We start from the raw sequence: 18491 nt of genomic DNA on the forward strand, positions 1-18491 counted from the left end.
GGGGGAGTCTCCGCAGTGACGGTGAGGGACAGACTCGTGGAGACTCCCCCTCACCCTGATCGCATCTGGCGATGCGATCAGGCCTCTCCCCGCAAGCGGGGCGAGGCGAAGACCCCTATTCCTCTTCCTCGCGCTTGCGGATCAGGTCTTTCGCCAGATCGGTCAGCGCGGGGCGCGGCAGCGCGTTGAAGGGGAGCGGGCGGGTCACGTCGATCGCGGCGAGGCCGAGGCGCGCGGTCAACAGGCCGTTGAGCATGCCTTCGCCGAGCCGCTGCGAGAGTTTTGCCGCGATGCCGTGGCCGAGCATCTGCTGGATCAGGCTGTCGCTCGCGGCCATGCCGCCGGTGATCGCCAGATGCGCGATGACGTGACGCAACAGGCGGATCATGCCGAGCGCGCCGGGCCGGCCGCCATACAGCCGTGCCAGCTGGCGGATCATCCGCAAGCTCGCCACGAACACGAACAGCACGTCGATCATCGCGCGCGGGCTGACCGCGGTGACGACGGAGACGCGCTGCGCCGCCGTCGACACCAGCCGCCGCGCCTCCTCGTCGAGCGGCGCCATCAATTCCCGCTCGGCGAGGCGGATCATGTCGGCGCCGTCGATGATGTCGTCGGTGTGGCTCTGCAACGCGCTGCGGGCGCGGGCGAGCTGCGGGGTCTGGTGCGCGAGCTTGAGCAGGTCGGCGACAACAGCGCGGCTCGCGGCGCGGTCGTCGCTGATCAGCACCTCGGCGGCGCGCAGATGCAGCTTCTCGACGGTCGCCAGCCGCGCCAGGCCGACCAGCTCGCGCATGGTGACGACCGCGAGCGCCACCGTGGCGATGACCGCGAGCCCGAGCCCGAGGACGCCGAGGCCCTCGTTGCGCGCGAACAGATCCTCGACCAGGTTGATGACGCCAAGCCCGGTGCCGAGCACCACGAGGCCCGCGACCGCGCTCCAGAACAGCGTGCCCCAGCGGAAGCCGCGGCGTGCCGGCAGCAGCGGCGTATCAACCGGCACCGGCAGCTGCGCGGGCTCGGCCTCGGGCACGATCTGGATCGTGCCGCGGGTGAGGCGGCCGCTGTCGTCCGGATCCATCACGACCACGCCGGGATCGTCGAGCTTGAACGTCGCCGGCCGCCGCGGGGGCGTCTTCTCGTTCATTGCAGTTTGTCTCCGATCAGGAACTGGAGGGCGCGGTCAAGGCGGATGTGAGGCAGCGTCGGTTCCGCGTCGCCGCCTCGTTCCAGCTTCGGCGGCCGGAAGCGCAGGAAACGATAATCGGCGGCCTCGGCGCCGGCGCTCGAGAGGCCGCGGAATCCGCCGTTGAACAGCTCCTCCGGATTGTCGGGCAGGTCGCCCGGAAAGGTCGCAACTTCAGTTTCGCCATCCAGTGTCCCGCCATTGGCGACCTCGCCCCGCGCCGGCGTGCCGAGGATCGAGGGCAGCCGGTCGCGGCCGCGTGCGACCTGCGCCTCGCGCGTGGCGCGCACCGCGGCGAGCGCCACCACGTCGATGGCAGCGCCGGCATATTCGGCGCGCTCGGCAGCCTTGGCCACGATCCGCCGCAGCACGGCTTCCAGCCGGTCGTGGCTCTGGTGATGCAGATGGTCGGCCTTGGTCGCCGCGAACAGGATGCGGTCGATGCGCGGCCGGAACAGCGCGCTCAGGATCGTGCCGCGGCCGATCCGGAAGCAGTCGAGGATGCCGGCGAGCGCGGCCTCGAGATCGTGCAGCGCCTCGGGGCCGGCATTGAATGCGGCCAGCGCATCGGCCAGCACGATCTGGCGGTCGAGCCGCGCGAAGTGATCGCGGAAGAACGGCCGCACCACGACGTCCTTGTAGGCCTCGTAGCGCCGCCGCATCATTGCCCATAGCGAGCCGTCGGGCGCGCTGCCGTCCACGGGCACGTCGAGCGGCGCAAAGGTCAGCGCCGGTGTTTCGGCGAGATTGCCCGGCATCAGGAAACGGCCGGGCGGCAGCAAGCTCATCGCGAAACGCTCGTCGCGGCAGGCGCGCAGATAATCGGTGAACAATCTTGCTTCGGTGCGTGCGGCCTGCTCGTCCTCTTTGGCCTCGGGCTTCAGCGTTGCGAGATGGGTGTGCCAGGGCGCCGCGAGCTTTGCGCGCAACGGCTCGCGCGACAATGCAAGGCTCTCCGCCGACCATTGCTCGTAACTCTTGTTCAGCAGCGGCAGGTCGAGCAGCCACTCGCCGGGGTAGTCGACGATGTCGAGGGTCAGCGTGCGGTCCGCGCCATTTTGCCGCTGATACTCGATCACGAGGCGAAGCTCGGAGATGTCGGTGGTCGAGCTCGGCCAGCTCCGCTCCTCGATCAGGGTGCGGACATGATTCTCGTAGGCGAAGCGCGGCACCGCATCGTCGGGCTGCGGGGCGAGATAGGCGCGCGCGATCCGCCCCGAGGTATAGGCCTCGAACACCGGGAAGCGGCCGCCACGGGTCAGGCCGTGCACCAGCGCGGTGATGAACACGGTCTTGCCGGCCCGCGACAGGCCGGTGACGCCGAGCCGCACCGTCGGCTTGAAAAGGCCCTCGCTATAGTCGAGCAGCGCCCGCGCCGACAGACGCGCTTCCTCGACGATATCAGAGAAGCGGGGGGGCATGGAGGGTTAACGAAAAGACCTGGCAGGAGGAGCCAAAAAAAGGCGGGCGATCACCCGCAAGTTGGCGATTATCGAGCCAAAATCAAGCTTCACATTTCCGGCGCCTTTGCAGGCGAGGGATTGCAGGGGGATTGAACGCGTCACGCTACCCCATGGTCAAATCGGCACACCGGAAAGCCTGCATGACGGTCTTTCGCCTGAAGCAAATCTCGACCTCGATCCACGCGGCCGGCGCCGCGCTGTGGAACTACGACCGCGCCGAGCTGATCGCCGACGGAGTCGTCCATCTCGTCGGTGTCTGTTTCGGGCTGGTTGCCGCCACCGCGCTGATCGTGCTGACCGCGGTCTATGCCGGCCCGTTCGATATTGCCGTGGTCTCGGTCTACGTCGCGGGCCTGCTCGCGATGCTGACGCTGTCGGCGACCTATAATCTCTGGCCGGTGTCGCGCGCCAAATGGGTGCTCCGTCGCTTCGATCACTCCGCGATCTATCTGTTGATCGCCGCGACCTACACGCCGTTCATCGTGGAACTGAAGGACAGTTATTTTGCCATCGCGCTGCTGATCGGCGTGTGGTGCGTGGCAATCGTCGGCATCTGGCTGAAGCTCGCCTATCCCGGCCGCTTCGACCGGCTCGCGGTCGGGCTTTATCTTGCGATGGGCTGGAGCGGCGTCATGCTCTACGACGCCGTCGTCAAGGCATTGCCGGCCAAGGCGCTCGGCTTCGTGCTGGCGGGTGGCATTCTCTACAGCTTCGGGGTGATCTTCCACTCCTGGCGGCGGCTGCGCTTCCAGAATGCGATCTGGCACGGCTTCGTGCTGCTTGGGGCCGCCTGTCACTACACGGCGGTGTTCGACGTCGTGCTGGCGAGCTGAAGTTTCTCGCCATCTGCGGCGGATGGGCTATCATAAGTCCGTAGGCCCGTCCTGCTCTCTCCCGTCACCCCCGCGCAACGGCGAAGCCGTTGTCGCTGGAGGAGCGCGATACGCGCGTCTCGAAGGGTCGACGCCACCAGCCGGGCCGTGCATCCTTCGAGACGCGCTCCGCGCTCCTCAGGATGACGGGATAGATAGATGGGTGAGCAAAGCGACAGTGTGCAAGCAAAGATATCGGGAGGATAGCCATGCAGGTGGCAGGTAAGGTTGTGGTGGTCACCGGCGGTGGCAATGGCATCGGCAAGGCGTTGTGCGAGGCGTTCCACGCCGCGGGCGCATCCAAGGTCGTGGTGGTCGACCTCGACCATGCGGCGGCCGAGCAGGTCGCGGCCTCGGTCGGCGGTGCCGCGTTCAAGTGCGATGTCGGGCAGGAGAAGAACATCCTGCACGTGATCGACGAGACCGAGCGCATGTTCGGCCCGATCGCGCTGTTCTGCTCCAATGCCGGGATCGGCGGCGGCTTCGATCCGCTGTCGAAAAATGCCGGCGGCACCTCGGACGAGCCGTGGTCGCGGAGCTGGGCGATCCATGTGATGGCGCATGTCTATGCCGCGCGGCATCTGGTGCCGCGCATGAAGGCGCGCGGCGGCGGTTATTTCCTCAACACGATCTCCGCGGCGGGCCTGCTGTCGCAGGTCGGCAGCCCGGCCTATTCGACCACCAAGCACGCCGCGGTCGGCTTTGCCGAAAACCTCGCGATCTCGCACCGCGCCGACAACATCAAGGTCTCGATCCTCTGCCCGCAGGGCGTCGACACCAACATGCTGCGCTCGATCCCGAAGGGTCCGCAATCCGGCGACGGCGATCTCACGGCGGAGCAGGTCGCACAGGACGCGCTGAGGGGTATCGAGCAGGAGACCTTCCTGATCCTGCCGCACCCGCAGGTGCTCGGCTACATGCGCAAGAAGACCGAGAACTACGACCGCTGGATCGGCGGCATGGCCAAGATTCAGGCCAAGATGCGGGAAGCGCAGGGGAAGTAACCGAAGGTCATTCCGGGGCGCGAAGCGAACCCGGAATCTTGGGATCCGTAGCCCGGATGGAGCGCAGCGTAATCCGGGTCGAGCGTGCGCGCATGAATCCCGGATTTCGCTCCGCTTCATCCGGGCTACGAAACTTCCGCCGGTGTCATCCTCGCGTGAGGTGGCCTCACACCCTCGCGAGTTGCGCAATCTTGTCGCGCAGATACGCGTCCATCAGATCGGGCGCGGAGGCGCCGAACATCCTGATGCGGCCGGTGTGCAGCAACAGCAGCAGGCCTGTGGCGTGGGCGAAGCAATCCACCATCACGGTGTTTGCCTTCTGTCTGGACGCCCCGAGCGCCTCGGCGGCTTCGGCGATCGGATGTAGCGCCGCCTCCAGCGCGGCGTTCAGCTCGTGGTCGCGGTCGTGGCCCAGCCCGGCCGGCTTCATGCCGCCGCGGAACAGATAGAAGCCGAGATCGAGGTCGCGCGGGTGGTCCGCATAATAGCGGAAGAAGCCCATGCCGGCGGCGTGCAGCCTCTGTTTGGCGCCGCGCGTCGTCGCGACCGCCGCGCTGACGGCTTCACCGAGCGAGGCCAGCGATTGCCGCAGCACCTCGGCATAGATCGCTTCCTTGGAATCGAAGTGGAAATACAGCGCCGCCGGGGTGTAGCCGGCCCGTGTCGCGATCGCCCGCAGGCTCGCACCCTCGAGCCCTTCTTCCGCGAACACGCTTCGCGCGGCATCCAGGATCAGCTCCCGCTTGTGGCGGCCGACCGCTTCCTTCCTGCTCTCGCGCATCTGCATCGGCGAATCCGTTCTTGACTCAATTTTAACAGCGTTAGATAATTTAACGACGTTAAAATAAATGAGCAAGGGAGAAATGCCATGCTGATGACGGCCGCGGACTACCGGGAATCCCTGCGCCGCTACAAGCCGCGCGTGTTCGTCAATGGCGCGGCCGTGGCGAGCGTTGCCGACGAGCCGTTGCTGGCGCCGGGCGTGGCCGGCGTCGGCGTGACCTACGATTTCGCGCATCGCGCCGAGCACGTGCCGATCATGACAGCGCGGCAGGGTACCTCGGGCAAGACCGTCAACCGCATGCTCCACATCAATGAGAGCTCGCAGGACCTGCTGTACAAGCTCGAGGCGGTGCGGCTGGTGTGCAGGACGTCGGGCTGTGCCCAGCGCTACCTCGCCCACGATGCGCTCAATGGCCTCTATCAGGCGACCAAGCTGGCCGACGATCGCCACGGCACCGACTACAGCCAGCGCTTCCTCAACTATCTGCACGAGGTGCAGGACCAGGACCTGACGCTCGGTATTGCCATGACCGACGCCAAGGGCGACCGCTCCAAGCGCCCGGGCCTGCAAGCCAACCCGGACGTCTATGTCCACATCAAGGAGCGGCGCCCCGACGGCATCGTGATCCGCGGCACCAAGGCGATCGTCACCGGCGCGCCCTACATGCACGAATTCCTGGTCATGCCCTGCCGCACCCATGTGCCCGATGACAGGGATTTCGCGGTCTGTTGCGCCGTGCCTGTCGATGCGCCCGGCGTCACCATCGTCGCGCGCCCGGCGGGCCGGCCCGGCGATGCATCGGCGAAATTCTCGGCGAAGTATGGCCAGTCGGTCGGCGTCGTGATGTTCGACGACGTGTTCGTGCCGCATGACCGCGTCTTCCTCGCCGGCGAGACCGAGGAGGGCGGTTTCCTCACCACGTCCTACGCCACGCATCACCGCCACTCCTGCATCGGTGCGCGTGCCGGCTTCGGTGATCTCCTGATCGGCGCCGGCGCGCTGATGATCGAGGCCAACGGGCTCGATGCCGAGAAGCACGCGCATATCCGCGAGGCGATGGTCGAGCTCATCACCATCACCGAGAGCTTCTATGCCTGCGGCGTCGCGTCCTCGGTCTATTGCACCAAGGATCCGGCCGGCTCGGTGATGCCCGATGCGGTATTCTCCAACATCGGCAAGCTGCTGCTGGCGACCAAGATCTACGACATGCACCGCGTCGCGCACTACGTCTCCGGCGGGTTGATCGTCGCGCTGCCGGGTCCTGACGAGGACCACAATCCGGAGACGCGCGCCTCGCTCGCCGCTGTCATGGGCGGGCGGCCCGATATTCCGGCTGAGCAGCGCGCCGAGGTGGCGCGGCTGATCGAGGACCTCACGGTGTCGCACGAAGCCGGCTGGTACTCGGTGATCTCGCTGCACGGCGGCGGCTCGCCGGAGGCGATGAAGCGCGAGATCTGGCGCAACTATCCGGTCATGGAGAAGGCCGAGCTGGTCGAGAATCTGCTCGGCCGCGGCCTTGTCGACGAAGGACAGCGGGTCTCGAAGCAGCCCGGCCGCTGCTGCGCCACCGGCTGCGAGGTGCCGGCGCCATCGGAGCGGGTGCTGGAGGAGCAACACGTACTCTCGTCGTAGTCTCGTAGGATGGGTAGAGCGAAGCGAAACCCATCAATTTGCATCCGCGGCGCAGATGATGGGTTTCGCTGCGCTCTACCCATCCGACGGATCGGCCTTCTCGCCACTCAGCTCTTCTGCGCGTAGAGCAGCGGCGCCGCGGAATCCACCATCACCTCGATCAGGCTGGCGCCCTGATGCGAGAGGGCGCGCCGGTAGGCGCCCGGAAGCTCGGTCGATTTCGTCACCCGCATTGCATCACAGCCCATGCCTTCGGCGAGCTTGACGAAATCGATGCCGGGCAGGTCGAGGCCCGGTACGTTGCGCACCTGCATTACCTGGCTGAACGAGCGCATCGCGCCGTAGCCGGAATTGTTCATCACAACGACCGTCAGCGGCAGCTTGCGCTGCGCGGCAGTCCACAGCGCCTGGATCGAATACATCGCCGAGCCGTCGCCGATCAGGCAGACCGTGCGCCCCTCGCGGCGGCCGAGCGCCATGCCGACCGCAGCGGGCAGGCTGTAGCCGAGGCCGCCACTCGCCATGGTGTAGAAGCTGTCCTGGCCGCGCATCGGCATCGCCTTCTGCATCAGCGGGCGATGCGACGGCACCTCCTCGACCAGCGCATCGTGCGGTCCCATCGCGACCGAGAGTGCATGCAGCGCGTATTCGGCAGGGATCGGGTCGCCGGCCGCGGGCGCTGGCGGCAGGACGCGGCCCGGCGATGCGGTGCGCCTGGTCTCGGGCAGCATCTCGAGCAGCGCCGTCAGCGCCGGCTTCATGGTGGCGACGATGCTGTGGCCGGTCGGCGTCATCGCGGCGGCATCGGGATCGTCGGTGATCTGGAAGATCGTGGTCGCGCCGTCGAAGATCGCGGCATGGCCCTCGACATGGAAGGTGAAGACCGGTGCGCCGACCACGACGACGAGATCGTGATCGCGCAAGGCATCGGAGAGCTGGCCCGGTGCGGCATGCAGGAAGCCGGCAAATTGCGGATGCCGCTCGGGGAACGAGCAGCGCGCCGAGAACGGGCTGGCCCAGACCGCGGCCTTCGTCTTCTCGGCGACGTCAACCATGAGGCCCACAGCCTCGGCACGATCGACGGCAGGACCGACGACGAGGGCAGGGCGCTTGGCCTCGCCGAGCGCGGCCACCAGCGCCTGCATCGCGGCCGCATCGGGGCCGACCTCGCGGCTGACCTGGCGCGCATCGAGCGGCTGCGTCGCATGCGCCCAGTCGTCGATCGGCACCGAGACGAAGGTCGGCCCGCAGGGCGGCTGCATGGCGACGTAATAGGCGCGCGCGATCGCGGCGGGCACGTCTTCGGCGCGCGCCGGCTCGACCGCGAATTTCACGTAAGGCCGCGGGAATTCGGAGGCGCGTTCGGCATAAAGGAAGGCCTGCAGCGGCATGATCGAGCGCGCCTGCTGGCCGGCGGTGATCACCAGCGGGGTCTGGTTGCGATAGGCGTTGTAGATGTTGCCGAGCGCGTTGCCGACGCCGGCCGCCGAATGCAGATTGACGAAACCGGCATTGCGCGTCGCCAGCGCATAGCCGTCGGCCATCCCGACGACGGAGGCCTCCTGCAGGCCGAGCACATAGTCGATGTCGTCGGGCCAGTCGCTCAGGAACGGCAGCTCGGTCGAACCGGGATTGCCGAACACCTTTTTGATGCCCCACGCGCGCAGGAGGCCGAAGGTGGCGTCCTTGACGGTGACGGTCTTGCCTTTGCTGGCGGCGGGTTTGCGAGACGACATCGGGCGGCTCCCATTACTGTCTTGTTACGTTCCGTCATTGCCCGGAGCAAAAGCGGAAAGGCAATCCACCTCTCGATGGATTGCCTGATGATGTCAAGCCGCCGCACCCATAGTTGCCGCGGCAACGGCTGAAAAACTGCGGCGCGTGTTCCACGTCGTCCCCGCGCAAAGGCGTCGCCATTGTCGCTGGAGGTGCGAGCGGAGCGAGCCTCGAAGGATGCGTGGCCTGAGTGGGGCCGTCGATCCTTCGAGACGCGCTTCGCGCTCCTCAGGATGACGGGATGGTGTTTCGCTGTGCTCCCTAATTGGCCTTCTGCAACGCAGCGGTCTGCTTGGCGAGTTGCTTGTCGAAATCCTGCTCTAGCCCCGCCACATAGGTGGCGTTTTCGCCCGGCTTGACGAACGGATTCGGTGCGCCGTCCTTCATCTCCGCGCGCTTGGCCTGCATGTCGTAGACCTCGGGATGCGGCCCGAGCAGCACGTCGACCTTCATCGCCTTGACCTTGGCGAAGGTCGAGCGGTAGTCGTCGACGATGCCGGGATAGGTCGGGCGGCCGACCAGCCGGTTCAGCGCCACCGTTCCGCTGCAGAAGAACAGCACGTTGCGCTGCTGGTTGCCGTCTTTCACCGTCATCTCCCAGCTGGTGCAGCCGGGCGAATGGCCGGGTGTGGTGTGCGCGGTCAGCGTCACGTCGCCGAGGGTCACCTTGTCGCCTTCCTTGACGGTGCGGTCGACCTTGACCGGCGCAAAGGCAAGATCGGCGTTGTTCTCGTCGCCCGGATAGTAGCCGCCCTCGAGCAGGGGCTTGTCGCGCTCGCCGGCGATCAGCTGCGCGCCGGTCTCCTGCTTGATCTCGGCAAAGCCGCCGGTGTGATCGAGATGGGCGTGGGTGTTGAGGATGATCTTGATGTCGCCTTCCTTGAAGCCGAGCTTGGCGATGTTGTCCTTGATCATGCCGGTCGACTGCTGCATCGCCGTATCCATCAGGATCAGCCCTTGCGACGTCTTGATGATATAGACCGCGATCCCGTCAGTGCCGACATAGTAGATATTGTCGATCAGCTCGTACGGTTCGAACGGCGCAGTCCATTTCTTCATGACAACAGCCATGAAATCCTTGAGCGTCTGCGCTTGCGCACCGGTTGCGATCAGCGCGAGTGCGCACAGCGCGGCTGCGATCGTCCTCATGGTTGCCTCCCTGTTTGTTGTTGCTTGTGCACGGGAGCGCACTATGCGTGCGGCCAACGTCGATCGCAAGCTACGGACAGCAGGGCGCCGGACATGCCACTGCCTGTCCGGCGCATGCCTGTTCCGTGTTCAGCTCGCGTATTGTGCGATGCCGTTGCCGAACGACCAGTTTTCCTTGGCGACCTCGACCAGGCTGATGAAGATGTCATCCGGACGTCCCTGCAGCTGGCTCTGGAAATCGTCCACGATCCGCTTGTAGAATGCCTTCTTCATCTCGACCGTACGCCCGGCATTCAGCGTAATCTGGATGAAGATGAGATCGTCGCTGTAGGTATTGCCGAGATAGCTTTCGGCGTAGTTCAGGTTGCCGCGGTCGTGCTCGGTGATGATCTGAAACTTGTCATTCTCGGGCACGTTGATCACCTCGCGCATCGCCTTGTAGACGATCTCGCCCAGCGTCTTGCGATACTCGGCGGACTTGCCGCGCTTCAAATCGATACGAACGAATGGCATGGTGGTCTCCTTTGTTATGCGGGGCTCGGCCATGAGAGACCCGCGTGATGGAAATGGTTCAGCAGTGTGACAGCAATTGCGTTGTCCGCTTCGTCGGCGGCGGCGCCAAAGGGGCTCAGCGGCTTGCCTTGAAGGCGTCCCATCGCGCGTCGCGCTCTTTTTGGTACTTGGGCGTCCGCTCGCCCACCATGTCGGCGCGGCGGACCGGCTCGCCGCAGGACTCGCAGACCGGACCGAGCCCGGCCGGCTTGCCGCAGACGAGATGGGTGTAGTTCATTGCGCGGCCTTCCCGCGGTGACTTGCACCAGGTCTCGCCCCAGGCGCGGAGCGCCATCATCACCGGAAAAAACGCTTCGCCCTTCTCGGTGAGGTGATACTCGCGGCGCAACGGGCGCTTGTTGTAGATGCGCCGCGTCACCAGACCGTCCGCTTCCAGCTTTTTCAGCCGTGCCGTGATCATCTGCGGCGTGCCGCCGGACTGCGCCTGGATCTCCTCGAAGCGATGATTCCGCGCGAACAGTTCGCGCAGAACAAGTACTGTCCAACGGTCGCCCACAACGGTTTCGGCGCGAGCGACAGGGCACAGCGTTTGGTCAGCCGTGTTGTCCTTCATTTTTGTCATCACGTTTTCTTCAGCAGGCTTGTTGCTATGATTTTCATAGTAATATGGCCCGGCATCGTCGCAAATGCAATGGGCCGTAGATCGGCCGGTCTGTCATCACCAAGGAGCGAGCCATGACCACTGAACAGGGGCCGACAGCGGCCAAAGTCGATTTGAAGCTCGAAGTCGTCGTCATTCCGGTCTCGGATGTCGACCGCGCCAAGCGCTTCTATCAGGACCTGGGCTGGCGGCTCGATGCCGACTTCGTCAGGCCCGACGGTTCGCGCGCCGTGCAACTGACGCCGCCGGGTTCGCCGACCTCGATCCATCTCGGCTCGGGATCCGCGCTGCCGCGCTTCCTGATCGTCAATGATATCGAAGCGGCACGCGCCGAGTTGATCGCGCGCGGCGCCGATGTCAGTGAGGTGTTTCACCGCGGCGCCGAAGGCCGCCTCAAGGGGCCGGACCCGGAACGGCCGAGCTATGGCGCGCTCGCTACGTTCAACGATCCCGACGGAAACGTCTGGCTGCTGCAGCAGGTGACGCAACGCCTGCCCGGGCGGGTCGACGGCAACAGCACGAATTTCTCGTCATCGGCCGATCTCGCTGCCGCGCTGCGCCGCGCGGCAGCAGCCCATGGCGAGCATGAGAAGCGGACCGGCGGCCACGATGCGAACTGGCCCGATTGGTACGCCGAGTACATCGTCCGCGAACAGGCCGGCAAGCCGCTGCCCGAGTGAACGGAGCGCGACATTGAAGTCAATCCAACCGGCCCCCTGACGGCCAAGGAGCGAGCGATGTCCCAGATCACCTATCCACGCGAGCGAACCGCGCTGCTTCTCGTCGATCCCTACAATGATTTCCTCTCCGAGGGCGGCATGGTCTTTCCGCGCATCAAGCCGATCGCCGACGAGGTCGGGCTGCTCGACAATCTGCGCCAGCTCGACGGCGCGGTCCGGTCCGCCGGCATCCAGGTGGTGATCGTCCCGCACCGGCGCTGGGAGCCAGGCGATTATGAGGATTGGGACCATCCCAATCCAACCCAGCGCTTGATCATGCAGCGCCATAGCTTTGCGCGCGGTGAATGGGGCGGGGATTGGCATCCGGACTTTGCGCCCAAGCCCGGCGATCTGATCGCCGGGGAGCATTGGGGGCAGAGCGGGTTCGCCAACACAGATCTCGATTTCCTGCTGAAGCAGAAGGGCATCACGCATGTGATCGTGGTCGGGCTGCTGGCCAACACCTGCATCGAGTCGACCGGCCGCTTCGCGATGGAGCTCGGCTATCACGTGACGCTGGTGCGCGATGCCACCGCCGCCTTCTCGCACGACATGATGCACGCCGCTCACGAGTTGAATGGCCCGACCTACGCCCATTCCATCCTGACAACCGCCGAGGTGATCGCGGCGTTGCCGGCGGCCTCTCTTTCCAAGGAGACAGTCAAATGACCACGACGTCGAAGGCACCAGTTGCAATCGCGATAGGCCAATTGAACCAGGACGCGATCGACCAGGACCGGCGCAGGCTGCTGACGGGCGCGGCGTTGGGCCTGATTGCTGCCGGTGCTGCCAGCCTGTTCCCCTCGCATCCCGCCGCGGCGGCCACCGGTGATGCGATCCGCCCATTCCGCATCAACATTCCCGAAGAAGACCTTGTCGACCTTCGCCGCCGTTTGACCGCGACCCGATGGTCCGACAAGGAGACCGTCGATGACGACTCTCAAGGCGTTCCGCAGGCGATGCTGCGCGATCTCGTGCGCTACTGGCAGACCGACTACGACTGGCGGAAGGTGGAGGCGCGGCTCAACGCCCTGCCGCAATTCATCACCGAAATCGACGGGCTGGACATCCATTTCATTCACGTTCGTTCGAAGCACGACAATGCATTGCCGCTGATCGTCACGCATGGCTGGCCGGGTTCAGTCATCGAGCAGATGAAGATCATCGACCCCCTGACCGATCCCACCACGCATGGCGGCAGCGCGTCGGACGCGTTCCATCTCGTGATCCCGTCGATGCCGGGCTACGGATTCTCCGGCAAACCGACCACGGTCGGCTGGGATCCCCAGCGCATCGCACGGGCCTGGGTTCAATTGATGAAGCGGCTCGGCTACAGCAAGTTCGTGGCGCAGGGCGGCGACTGGGGTTCGCCGGTCTCCAATGAAATGGCCAAGCTGGGTGCGCCGGAGTTGCTCGGCATTCACGTCAATCTGCCCGGCGTCGTTCCGCCCGAGGTCGTCAAGGCGGTCAGCACCGGCGGCCCTGCGCCGGACAATCTGTCCGCGGAGGAGCAGCACGCGTTCGACCAGATCAAGCTTCAATTCGCGAAACGGCGCGCCTACGCGCAGATCATGGGCACGCGCCCCCAGACGCTTGCGGCCTTTGCGGATTCGCCGGCGGGCCTCGCCGCCTGGCTGCTCGATCACGGCGACGGCTATGCCCAGCCGGCCTCCGCGATGCAATCAGCCGTGCTCGGGCGCGCAGTCAATGGACATTCCGCCGGCGCACTGACCCGCGACGACGTGCTCGACAACATCACGCTCTACTGGCTGACCAACACGGCCGTCTCTGCGGGCCGCTTGTACTGGGAGAACAAGACCAACCTTTATCTGCCAGCCAATGTCACGATCCCGGCCGCCGTCACCGCGTTTCCCGGCGAGAGCTTTGTGGCGCCGCGGAGCTGGGCGGAAAAGGCCTACCACAAGCTGATCTACTTCCATCAGGCCGAAGCCGGCGGCCACTTCGCCGCCTGGGAGCAACCGGACATCTTCAGCCGAGAGGTTCGGGATGCGTTTCGACCGTTGCGCAGCTGATCTGAATATTCAAAACAACCGCAGGAGTATCCATCATGGCCAAGCTTGCAATCGTTGCCACCATCGAGGTCGCGCCTGGCAAACGGGATGAGGTGTTGCCGCTGTTGCTGGCGCACCGCGCCCGTTCGCTGAGGGATGAGCCGGGCACGCTGCAGTTCGATGTCCTGGTGCCCCGCGAGGACGCTTCGAAGCTGCTGCTCTACGAGGTCTATCAGGATGACGCCGCATTCGCGGCGCATCGCAATGCGCGATCGATCGCACAGTTTCGCGAGGAGACCGCGGCACTCGGCGTCAAGGTTGCCGGCACATGGTGCACGCCCGCCGAGTAGACCTTGTCGCCGGCGTCGTCGTCGCAGCTGCGGGATCAGACCATCTGACGCAACAAGCCGATCAGGCGGCCGCATTCATCGTCCGTGCCGACCGTGATGCGCAGGAAATCCTCGATCCGCGGCTTCTGGAAATGCCGCACCAGGACGCCGCGCTCCCGCAGCTTCGCGGCGAGATCCGCACCGCGATGGGCGCCATGGCGGGCGAACACGAAGTTCGCATGCGATGGCAGCACTTCGAAGCCGAGCTCGGTGAGGCTGCGGGCCAGCGCCTCGCGGCTCCGGATGATGCGTTGCCGGGTTTCTTCAAACCATGTGTCGTCCTCGATCGAGGCGACGGCACCCGCGATCGCGAAGCAATCCAGCGGATAGGAGTTGAAGCTGTCCTTGACGCGCTCCAGCGCCTCGATCAGCGGGCGCTGGCCGATGGCGAAGCCGACCCGCAATCCCGCCAGCGCGCGCGACTTCGAGAGCGTCTGGATCACCAGCAGATTGTCGTTGCGCGCGACCAAAGGCACGGCGCTCTCGGCGCCGAAATCGACATAGGCCTCGTCGACCACCACGAGACGGTCGGGATGCTCGGTGACCAGCGCCTCGATCGCGGCGCGGGGCAGCGCGATGCCAGTCGGCGCGTTGGGATTGCACAGCAGGATGGCGCTGGCCGGCCGCCGGTAGTCCGCAAGCTGTATCCGCATCGCGGCATCGAGCGGGACCGTCTCGTAGCCGACACCATAGAGGCGGCAATAGACCGGGTAGAAGCTGTAGGTGATGTCGGGGAACAGCAGCGGCGCGTCGTGCTTCAAAAGCGCCGGAAAGGCGTGGGCCAGCACCTCGTCCGAGCCGTTGCCGACGAACACTTCGTCAGACGTGACGCCGTAGCGCGTCGCGATCGCCTCACGCAGGGCGGATGCGCGCGGGTCCGGATAGAGCCGCAGGCGATCCGTGGTCGCTGTGATCGCCGCTACCGCGCGGGGCGACGGCGGGTAGGGATTCTCGTTGGTGTTGAGCTTGATGAGGCCGTCGATCTTCGGCTGCTCGCCGGGCACGTATGGCGACAGATTGTGGACGACCGAACTCCAGAAGCGACTCATGATCCCGTGATCCAAGGGTGAATGCGATCACAATACGGAATACGAGGCGCTGATGAAAGCGCCTCTTTATTTCCTCGCATTCTGATCTGTGCTGCGCTGGTGCCTTACCAGGTCGCCGTGCCCTTCATGGTCGGCTGGCCCTCGGCATTCGCGGTCCACAGCTCCATGCCGCCGTCCTTGTCGTTGGCGTTGATCGAGAACTCGCTGCCCTCGAACAGCGGCTGCACGCCGCGATAGGTGAGCTTCTTCGGCGGCTTGCCGCCGCGGAGCTTGGCGGCGAACTCGACGATGAAAGAGGCCTGCAGCGGGCCGTGGAAGATCAGGCCCGGATAGCCCTCGACCTTGGTGACATAGTCGCGATCGTAGTGGATGCGGTGGCCGTTGAAGGTCAGCGCCGAATAACGAAACAGCAACACCGGATCGGAGACGTGGCTCTCGCGATGCTGCGCGGCCGGCGGAGGCGGCGCCGCCTTGGCGGGCGCTGCGGCTTGTGTGCTCGTCATCTCGCGATAGACGATGTCCTGCCGCTCGCGGACCGCAAGCCCGCGCGAGGTCGTCACCTCGTGATGAACCGAGACGAAGCACAGCGTGCCGGTCGAGCCTGATTTCACGGTGACGTCGGCGATACGCGAGGTCCGCTTGGCGTCGTCGCCGATGCGCAAGCTGTCGAAGAATTCGAGCTCGCCGCCGGCCCACATGCGGCGCGGCAGCGGCACCGGCGGCAGGAAGCCGCCGCGGGTGGGATGGCCGTCCTGGCTCAATTGCGACATCGGAAACACCGGCTGCGCCAGGCACCAATGCGTGGTCCACGGCGCGGCATCGCCGACCTTCGGCTCGCCGATCTCCTGGAACAGCGTCGCGCGCAGCCCCATCACGAGATATTTGGTGACGACGTCGGAGGCCTCAGTGGTCTTGCCGATCCACTGGCGGAGATGATCGAGGTCGAGTTTATCGGTCATGACTGGGTTGCCCGGGGCAGGAGGGATCTCAGGATCGTTTGAGGCGCTCGCCGATCGCAGGCACCCTGCCGTAGTGCCTGTCCTCGCCGACCACGATCGCGGCCGGCGCCGGATAGCTGACACGTCCGTTCGGCGTGTCGACCTCGATGCGGCGCAGATGCGGATGCCTGGCGAGGTCGTCCATGCTGTTGACCTCGGCAAAGGCGATGTCGGCCTCGGCGAGCTTCGCGAGCAAATCCTCGCGCGTGAGCCTGCCGAAACTGTCGCTAACGATCTGGTCGGTCAGCGCGCGGTTGCGCACGCGCTCAACCATGTTGGCAAAGCGCGGATCGTCGGGCAGGCCGGGCTGGCCCAGCACCTTGGCGCACAGCGTCTTCCACTCGCGCTCGCTCTGGATCGAGATCAGGATCTCCTTGCCGTCCTTCGAGCGGAACACGCCATAGGGCGCAATCGAGGGATGAGCGAGGCCGATCCGCTTCGGCGACTTGCCGTCCTCGGCATTGAGCAGCGGCACGGTGAGCCAGTCGGCCATCACGTCGAACATCGAGATGCGGATGTCGGCACCCTCTCCGGTGCGGCCGCGCCCGATCAGCGCTTCGAGGATCGCAGCATGCGCGGTGGCGCCGGTCGCGACATCGACGATCGACATGCCGACGCGTGAGGCGCCCTCGGGGCCGCCGGTGATCGAGGCGAGACCGCTCTCGGCCTGGATCAACAGGTCATAGGCCTTGCGGTCGGCATACGGGCCGGTATCGCCATAGCCGGTGATGGTGCACATGATCAGCTTCGGATAGGCCTTGCGCAGCCGCTCGCGCGAGAAGCCGAGCTTGTCCATCGAGCCCGGCTTCAAATTCTGCAGCAGCACGTCGGCGCCCGCGATCAGCTCCTCGAGCTGCGCGCGGCCCTCCTTGGTGGCGAGATCGACCACGGCGGAATCCTTGCCGCGGTTGAGCCAGACAAAGTAGCTGCTCTGGCCCTTCGCCGCGGCGTCGTAGCCGCGAGCGAAATCGCCCTCGGGCCGCTCGATCTTGATGACATGAGCGCCGGCATCGGCCAGGCGTGACGAGCAGAACGGCGCAGCGACCGCCTGTTCGACGGCAATGACGGTCAATCCCTCAAGCGGCAGCATGATCCGAGAACTCAGTAGGAGCGGGGCATGCCGAGCACGTGCTCGGCGACGAACGACAGGATCAGATTGGTCGAGATCGGCGCAACCTGATAGAGCCGGGTTTCGCGGAACTTGCGCTCGACGTCGTACTCCTCGGCGAAGCCGAAGCCGCCATGGGTCTGCACGCAGGCATTGGCCGCTTCCCAGGAGGCATCCGCCGCCAGCATCTTGGCCATGTTGGCCTCGGCGCCGCAGTCGAGACCCGCTTCATATTTGCGGGTAGCTTCCTTCACCATCAATTCGGCCGCGCGCATCGAGGCGTAGGCCTTCGCGATCGGAAACTGGATGCCCTGGTTCTGGCCGATCGGCCGGCCGAACACGCTGCGCTCCTTGGCGTAGTTGGTCGCCTTTTGGATGAACCACTTGGCGTCGCCGACGCATTCGGCCGCGATCAGGATGCGCTCGGCGTTCATGCCGGACAGGATGTAACGAAAACCCTTGCCTTCCTCGCCGATCAGATTCTCCGCCGGCACCTTCATGTCGGTGAAGAACACCTCGGTCGTGGCGTGGTTCATCATGGTGCGGATCGGGCGGATCTCCAGCCCCTTGCCCTTCACCTCGCGCATGTCGACGATGAACACCGAGAGCCCGTCGGTGCGCTTCCTGGACTGCTCCTTCGGCGTGGTGCGCGCCAGCAGCACCATCAGGTCGGAATATTCGGCGCGGCTGGTCCAGATCTTCTGGCCGTTGACGACGTAGTGGTCGCCCTCGCGTCGCGCGAAGGTCTTCAGCGACGAGGTATCGGTGCCGCTGGTCGGCTCGGTGACGCCGAACGCCTGCAGCCGCAATTCGCCGGTCGCGACCTTCGGCAGATACTTCGCCTTCTGCGCGTCGTTGCCGTGCCGCAGCACGGTGCCCATCGTGTACATCTGGGCATGGCAGCCGCCGCCGTTGCAGCCGGCGCGCTGGATCTCTTCGAGGATCGCCGCCGCCGCCGACAGCTTGAGGCCCGCGCCGCCATATTCCTCGGGGATCAGCACCGAGAGATAGCCGGCCTCCGTCAGCGCATCGACGAACTCCTTCGGATAGGCCATCTGGCGGTCGAGCTTGCGCCAGTATTCGCCGGGAAACTGCGCGCAGAGCTTTGCGACGGCGTCGCGGATGTCTGTGTGGTCGTCGGTGTGCTGTTCGTGTGCGGTCATGATTTCGTTTTGC

Annotated in this window: 18 protein-coding genes; 7 read left to right on the forward strand and 11 right to left on the reverse strand. The window is 65.5% G+C overall.

Annotation, left to right across the window (positions count from 1 at the left end):
* Positions 1 to 115 precede the first annotated feature (115 nt).
* Both JQ573_RS35470 and JQ573_RS35475 read right to left on the reverse strand, forming a co-directional pair.
* Entirely contained in the window at positions 116 to 1147 is a 1032-nt protein-coding gene (locus JQ573_RS35470; protein ID WP_212319472.1) for a YcjF family protein, read from the reverse strand.
* Entirely contained in the window at positions 1144 to 2607 is a 1464-nt protein-coding gene (locus tag JQ573_RS35475; RefSeq protein ID WP_212319474.1) for a YcjX family protein, read from the reverse strand. The genes JQ573_RS35470 and JQ573_RS35475 overlap by 4 nt, the downstream gene beginning before the upstream one ends.
* Positions 2608 to 2789: 182 nt before the next feature.
* Here JQ573_RS35475 and trhA point away from each other — a divergent pair, with 182 nt between their 5' ends.
* Both trhA and JQ573_RS35485 read left to right on the forward strand, forming a co-directional pair.
* On the forward strand, positions 2790 to 3482 hold the full coding sequence (gene trhA, locus JQ573_RS35480; RefSeq protein ID WP_212319476.1) for a PAQR family membrane homeostasis protein TrhA: 693 nt from the start codon (positions 2790 to 2792) through the stop codon (positions 3480 to 3482).
* Positions 3483 to 3730: 248 nt separating this feature from the next.
* Complete coding sequence (locus tag JQ573_RS35485; protein WP_212319477.1) at positions 3731 to 4525, forward strand: SDR family oxidoreductase; 795 nt, start codon at positions 3731 to 3733, stop codon at positions 4523 to 4525.
* A 166-nt stretch (positions 4526 to 4691) separates the two neighbouring features.
* Here JQ573_RS35485 and JQ573_RS35490 read toward each other — a convergent pair whose 3' ends face one another.
* A complete protein-coding gene (locus JQ573_RS35490) occupies positions 4692 to 5312 on the reverse strand; it encodes a TetR/AcrR family transcriptional regulator (RefSeq protein ID WP_212319479.1) in 621 nt (206 codons plus the stop codon).
* Positions 5313 to 5393: 81 nt separating this feature from the next.
* Here JQ573_RS35490 and JQ573_RS35495 point away from each other — a divergent pair, with 81 nt between their 5' ends.
* Positions 5394 to 6941 (forward strand): 4-hydroxyphenylacetate 3-hydroxylase family protein, encoded by a 1548-nt coding sequence (locus JQ573_RS35495; protein ID WP_212319481.1) that lies wholly within the window; start codon positions 5394 to 5396, stop codon positions 6939 to 6941.
* A 107-nt stretch (positions 6942 to 7048) separates the two neighbouring features.
* Here the strand turns inward: JQ573_RS35495 and mdlC are convergent, their stop codons facing one another.
* The 4 genes from mdlC to JQ573_RS35515 form a co-directional block, all read right to left on the reverse strand.
* Positions 7049 to 8677, reverse strand: a complete 1629-nt coding sequence (gene mdlC, locus JQ573_RS35500; RefSeq protein WP_212319484.1) for a benzoylformate decarboxylase — start codon at positions 8675 to 8677, stop codon at positions 7049 to 7051.
* A gap of 301 nt (positions 8678 to 8978) precedes the next feature.
* Positions 8979 to 9866 carry a BJP family subclass B3 metallo-beta-lactamase gene (gene blaBJP / locus JQ573_RS35505; RefSeq protein WP_212319486.1) on the reverse strand — a complete coding sequence of 296 codons (888 nt, stop codon included), beginning with the start codon at positions 9864 to 9866 and terminating at the stop codon, positions 8979 to 8981.
* Between the two features lie 129 nt (positions 9867 to 9995).
* Positions 9996 to 10379 (reverse strand): tautomerase family protein, encoded by a 384-nt coding sequence (locus tag JQ573_RS35510; RefSeq protein WP_212319487.1) that lies wholly within the window; start codon positions 10377 to 10379, stop codon positions 9996 to 9998.
* 115 nt (positions 10380 to 10494) lie between these two features.
* Positions 10495 to 10992 (reverse strand): helix-turn-helix domain-containing protein, encoded by a 498-nt coding sequence (locus tag JQ573_RS35515; protein WP_212319565.1) that lies wholly within the window; start codon positions 10990 to 10992, stop codon positions 10495 to 10497.
* A gap of 122 nt (positions 10993 to 11114) precedes the next feature.
* Between JQ573_RS35515 and JQ573_RS35520 the strand changes: the two genes are divergently transcribed.
* From JQ573_RS35520 to JQ573_RS35535, 4 genes are read left to right on the forward strand one after another with little or no spacing between them, the layout of a single operon-like run.
* Entirely contained in the window at positions 11115 to 11720 is a 606-nt protein-coding gene (locus tag JQ573_RS35520) for a VOC family protein (protein ID WP_212319489.1), read from the forward strand.
* Between the two features lie 57 nt (positions 11721 to 11777).
* Positions 11778 to 12428 (forward strand): isochorismatase family cysteine hydrolase, encoded by a 651-nt coding sequence (locus JQ573_RS35525; RefSeq protein WP_212319491.1) that lies wholly within the window; start codon positions 11778 to 11780, stop codon positions 12426 to 12428.
* Complete coding sequence (locus JQ573_RS35530; protein ID WP_212319493.1) at positions 12425 to 13792, forward strand: epoxide hydrolase family protein; 1368 nt, start codon at positions 12425 to 12427, stop codon at positions 13790 to 13792. Before JQ573_RS35525 ends, JQ573_RS35530 begins: the two co-directional genes overlap by 4 nt.
* Positions 13793 to 13827: 35 nt before the next feature.
* Positions 13828 to 14121, forward strand: coding sequence for a putative quinol monooxygenase (locus tag JQ573_RS35535; RefSeq protein ID WP_212319495.1), 294 nt, complete (start codon positions 13828 to 13830; stop codon positions 14119 to 14121).
* A gap of 35 nt (positions 14122 to 14156) precedes the next feature.
* Here JQ573_RS35535 and hisC read toward each other — a convergent pair whose 3' ends face one another.
* The 4 genes from hisC to JQ573_RS35555 form a co-directional block, all read right to left on the reverse strand.
* Positions 14157 to 15209 carry a histidinol-phosphate transaminase gene (hisC, locus tag JQ573_RS35540; RefSeq protein WP_212319497.1) on the reverse strand — a complete coding sequence of 351 codons (1053 nt, stop codon included), beginning with the start codon at positions 15207 to 15209 and terminating at the stop codon, positions 14157 to 14159.
* A gap of 104 nt (positions 15210 to 15313) precedes the next feature.
* Positions 15314 to 16168, reverse strand: coding sequence for a MaoC family dehydratase N-terminal domain-containing protein (locus tag JQ573_RS35545; protein WP_212319499.1), 855 nt, complete (start codon positions 16166 to 16168; stop codon positions 15314 to 15316).
* Between the two features lie 28 nt (positions 16169 to 16196).
* Complete coding sequence (locus JQ573_RS35550; RefSeq protein ID WP_212319501.1) at positions 16197 to 17297, reverse strand: CaiB/BaiF CoA-transferase family protein; 1101 nt, start codon at positions 17295 to 17297, stop codon at positions 16197 to 16199.
* An 11-nt stretch (positions 17298 to 17308) separates the two neighbouring features.
* Positions 17309 to 18478 carry an acyl-CoA dehydrogenase family protein gene (locus JQ573_RS35555; RefSeq protein WP_212319503.1) on the reverse strand — a complete coding sequence of 390 codons (1170 nt, stop codon included), beginning with the start codon at positions 18476 to 18478 and terminating at the stop codon, positions 17309 to 17311.
* Positions 18479 to 18491 lie beyond the last annotated feature (13 nt).

This window comes from Bradyrhizobium sp. AUGA SZCCT0105 (genome assembly GCF_018129565.1).
Classification (GTDB): domain Bacteria; phylum Pseudomonadota; class Alphaproteobacteria; order Rhizobiales; family Xanthobacteraceae; genus Bradyrhizobium.

Coding starts and splice junctions, on each gene's coding strand:
- mdlC (WP_212319484.1), bottom strand. CDS start 8,677: ATGTCGTCTCGCAAACCCGCCGCCAGCAAAGGCAAGACCGTCACCGTC.
- JQ573_RS35530 (WP_212319493.1), top strand. CDS start 12,425: ATGACCACGACGTCGAAGGCACCAGTTGCAATCGCGATAGGCCAATTG.
- JQ573_RS35550 (WP_212319501.1), bottom strand. CDS start 17,297: ATGCTGCCGCTTGAGGGATTGACCGTCATTGCCGTCGAACAGGCGGTC.
- JQ573_RS35555 (WP_212319503.1), bottom strand. CDS start 18,478: ATGACCGCACACGAACAGCACACCGACGACCACACAGACATCCGCGAC.
- JQ573_RS35490 (WP_212319479.1), bottom strand. CDS start 5,312: ATGCAGATGCGCGAGAGCAGGAAGGAAGCGGTCGGCCGCCACAAGCGG.
- JQ573_RS35525 (WP_212319491.1), top strand. CDS start 11,778: ATGTCCCAGATCACCTATCCACGCGAGCGAACCGCGCTGCTTCTCGTC.
- JQ573_RS35520 (WP_212319489.1), top strand. CDS start 11,115: ATGACCACTGAACAGGGGCCGACAGCGGCCAAAGTCGATTTGAAGCTC.
- JQ573_RS35545 (WP_212319499.1), bottom strand. CDS start 16,168: ATGACCGATAAACTCGACCTCGATCATCTCCGCCAGTGGATCGGCAAG.
- JQ573_RS35495 (WP_212319481.1), top strand. CDS start 5,394: ATGCTGATGACGGCCGCGGACTACCGGGAATCCCTGCGCCGCTACAAG.
- JQ573_RS35485 (WP_212319477.1), top strand. CDS start 3,731: ATGCAGGTGGCAGGTAAGGTTGTGGTGGTCACCGGCGGTGGCAATGGC.
- hisC (WP_212319497.1), bottom strand. CDS start 15,209: ATGAGTCGCTTCTGGAGTTCGGTCGTCCACAATCTGTCGCCATACGTG.
- JQ573_RS35515 (WP_212319565.1), bottom strand. CDS start 10,992: ATGAAGGACAACACGGCTGACCAAACGCTGTGCCCTGTCGCTCGCGCC.
- JQ573_RS35475 (WP_212319474.1), bottom strand. CDS start 2,607: ATGCCCCCCCGCTTCTCTGATATCGTCGAGGAAGCGCGTCTGTCGGCG.
- trhA (WP_212319476.1), top strand. CDS start 2,790: ATGACGGTCTTTCGCCTGAAGCAAATCTCGACCTCGATCCACGCGGCC.
- JQ573_RS35510 (WP_212319487.1), bottom strand. CDS start 10,379: ATGCCATTCGTTCGTATCGATTTGAAGCGCGGCAAGTCCGCCGAGTAT.
- JQ573_RS35535 (WP_212319495.1), top strand. CDS start 13,828: ATGGCCAAGCTTGCAATCGTTGCCACCATCGAGGTCGCGCCTGGCAAA.
- JQ573_RS35470 (WP_212319472.1), bottom strand. CDS start 1,147: ATGAACGAGAAGACGCCCCCGCGGCGGCCGGCGACGTTCAAGCTCGAC.
- blaBJP (WP_212319486.1), bottom strand. CDS start 9,866: ATGAGGACGATCGCAGCCGCGCTGTGCGCACTCGCGCTGATCGCAACC.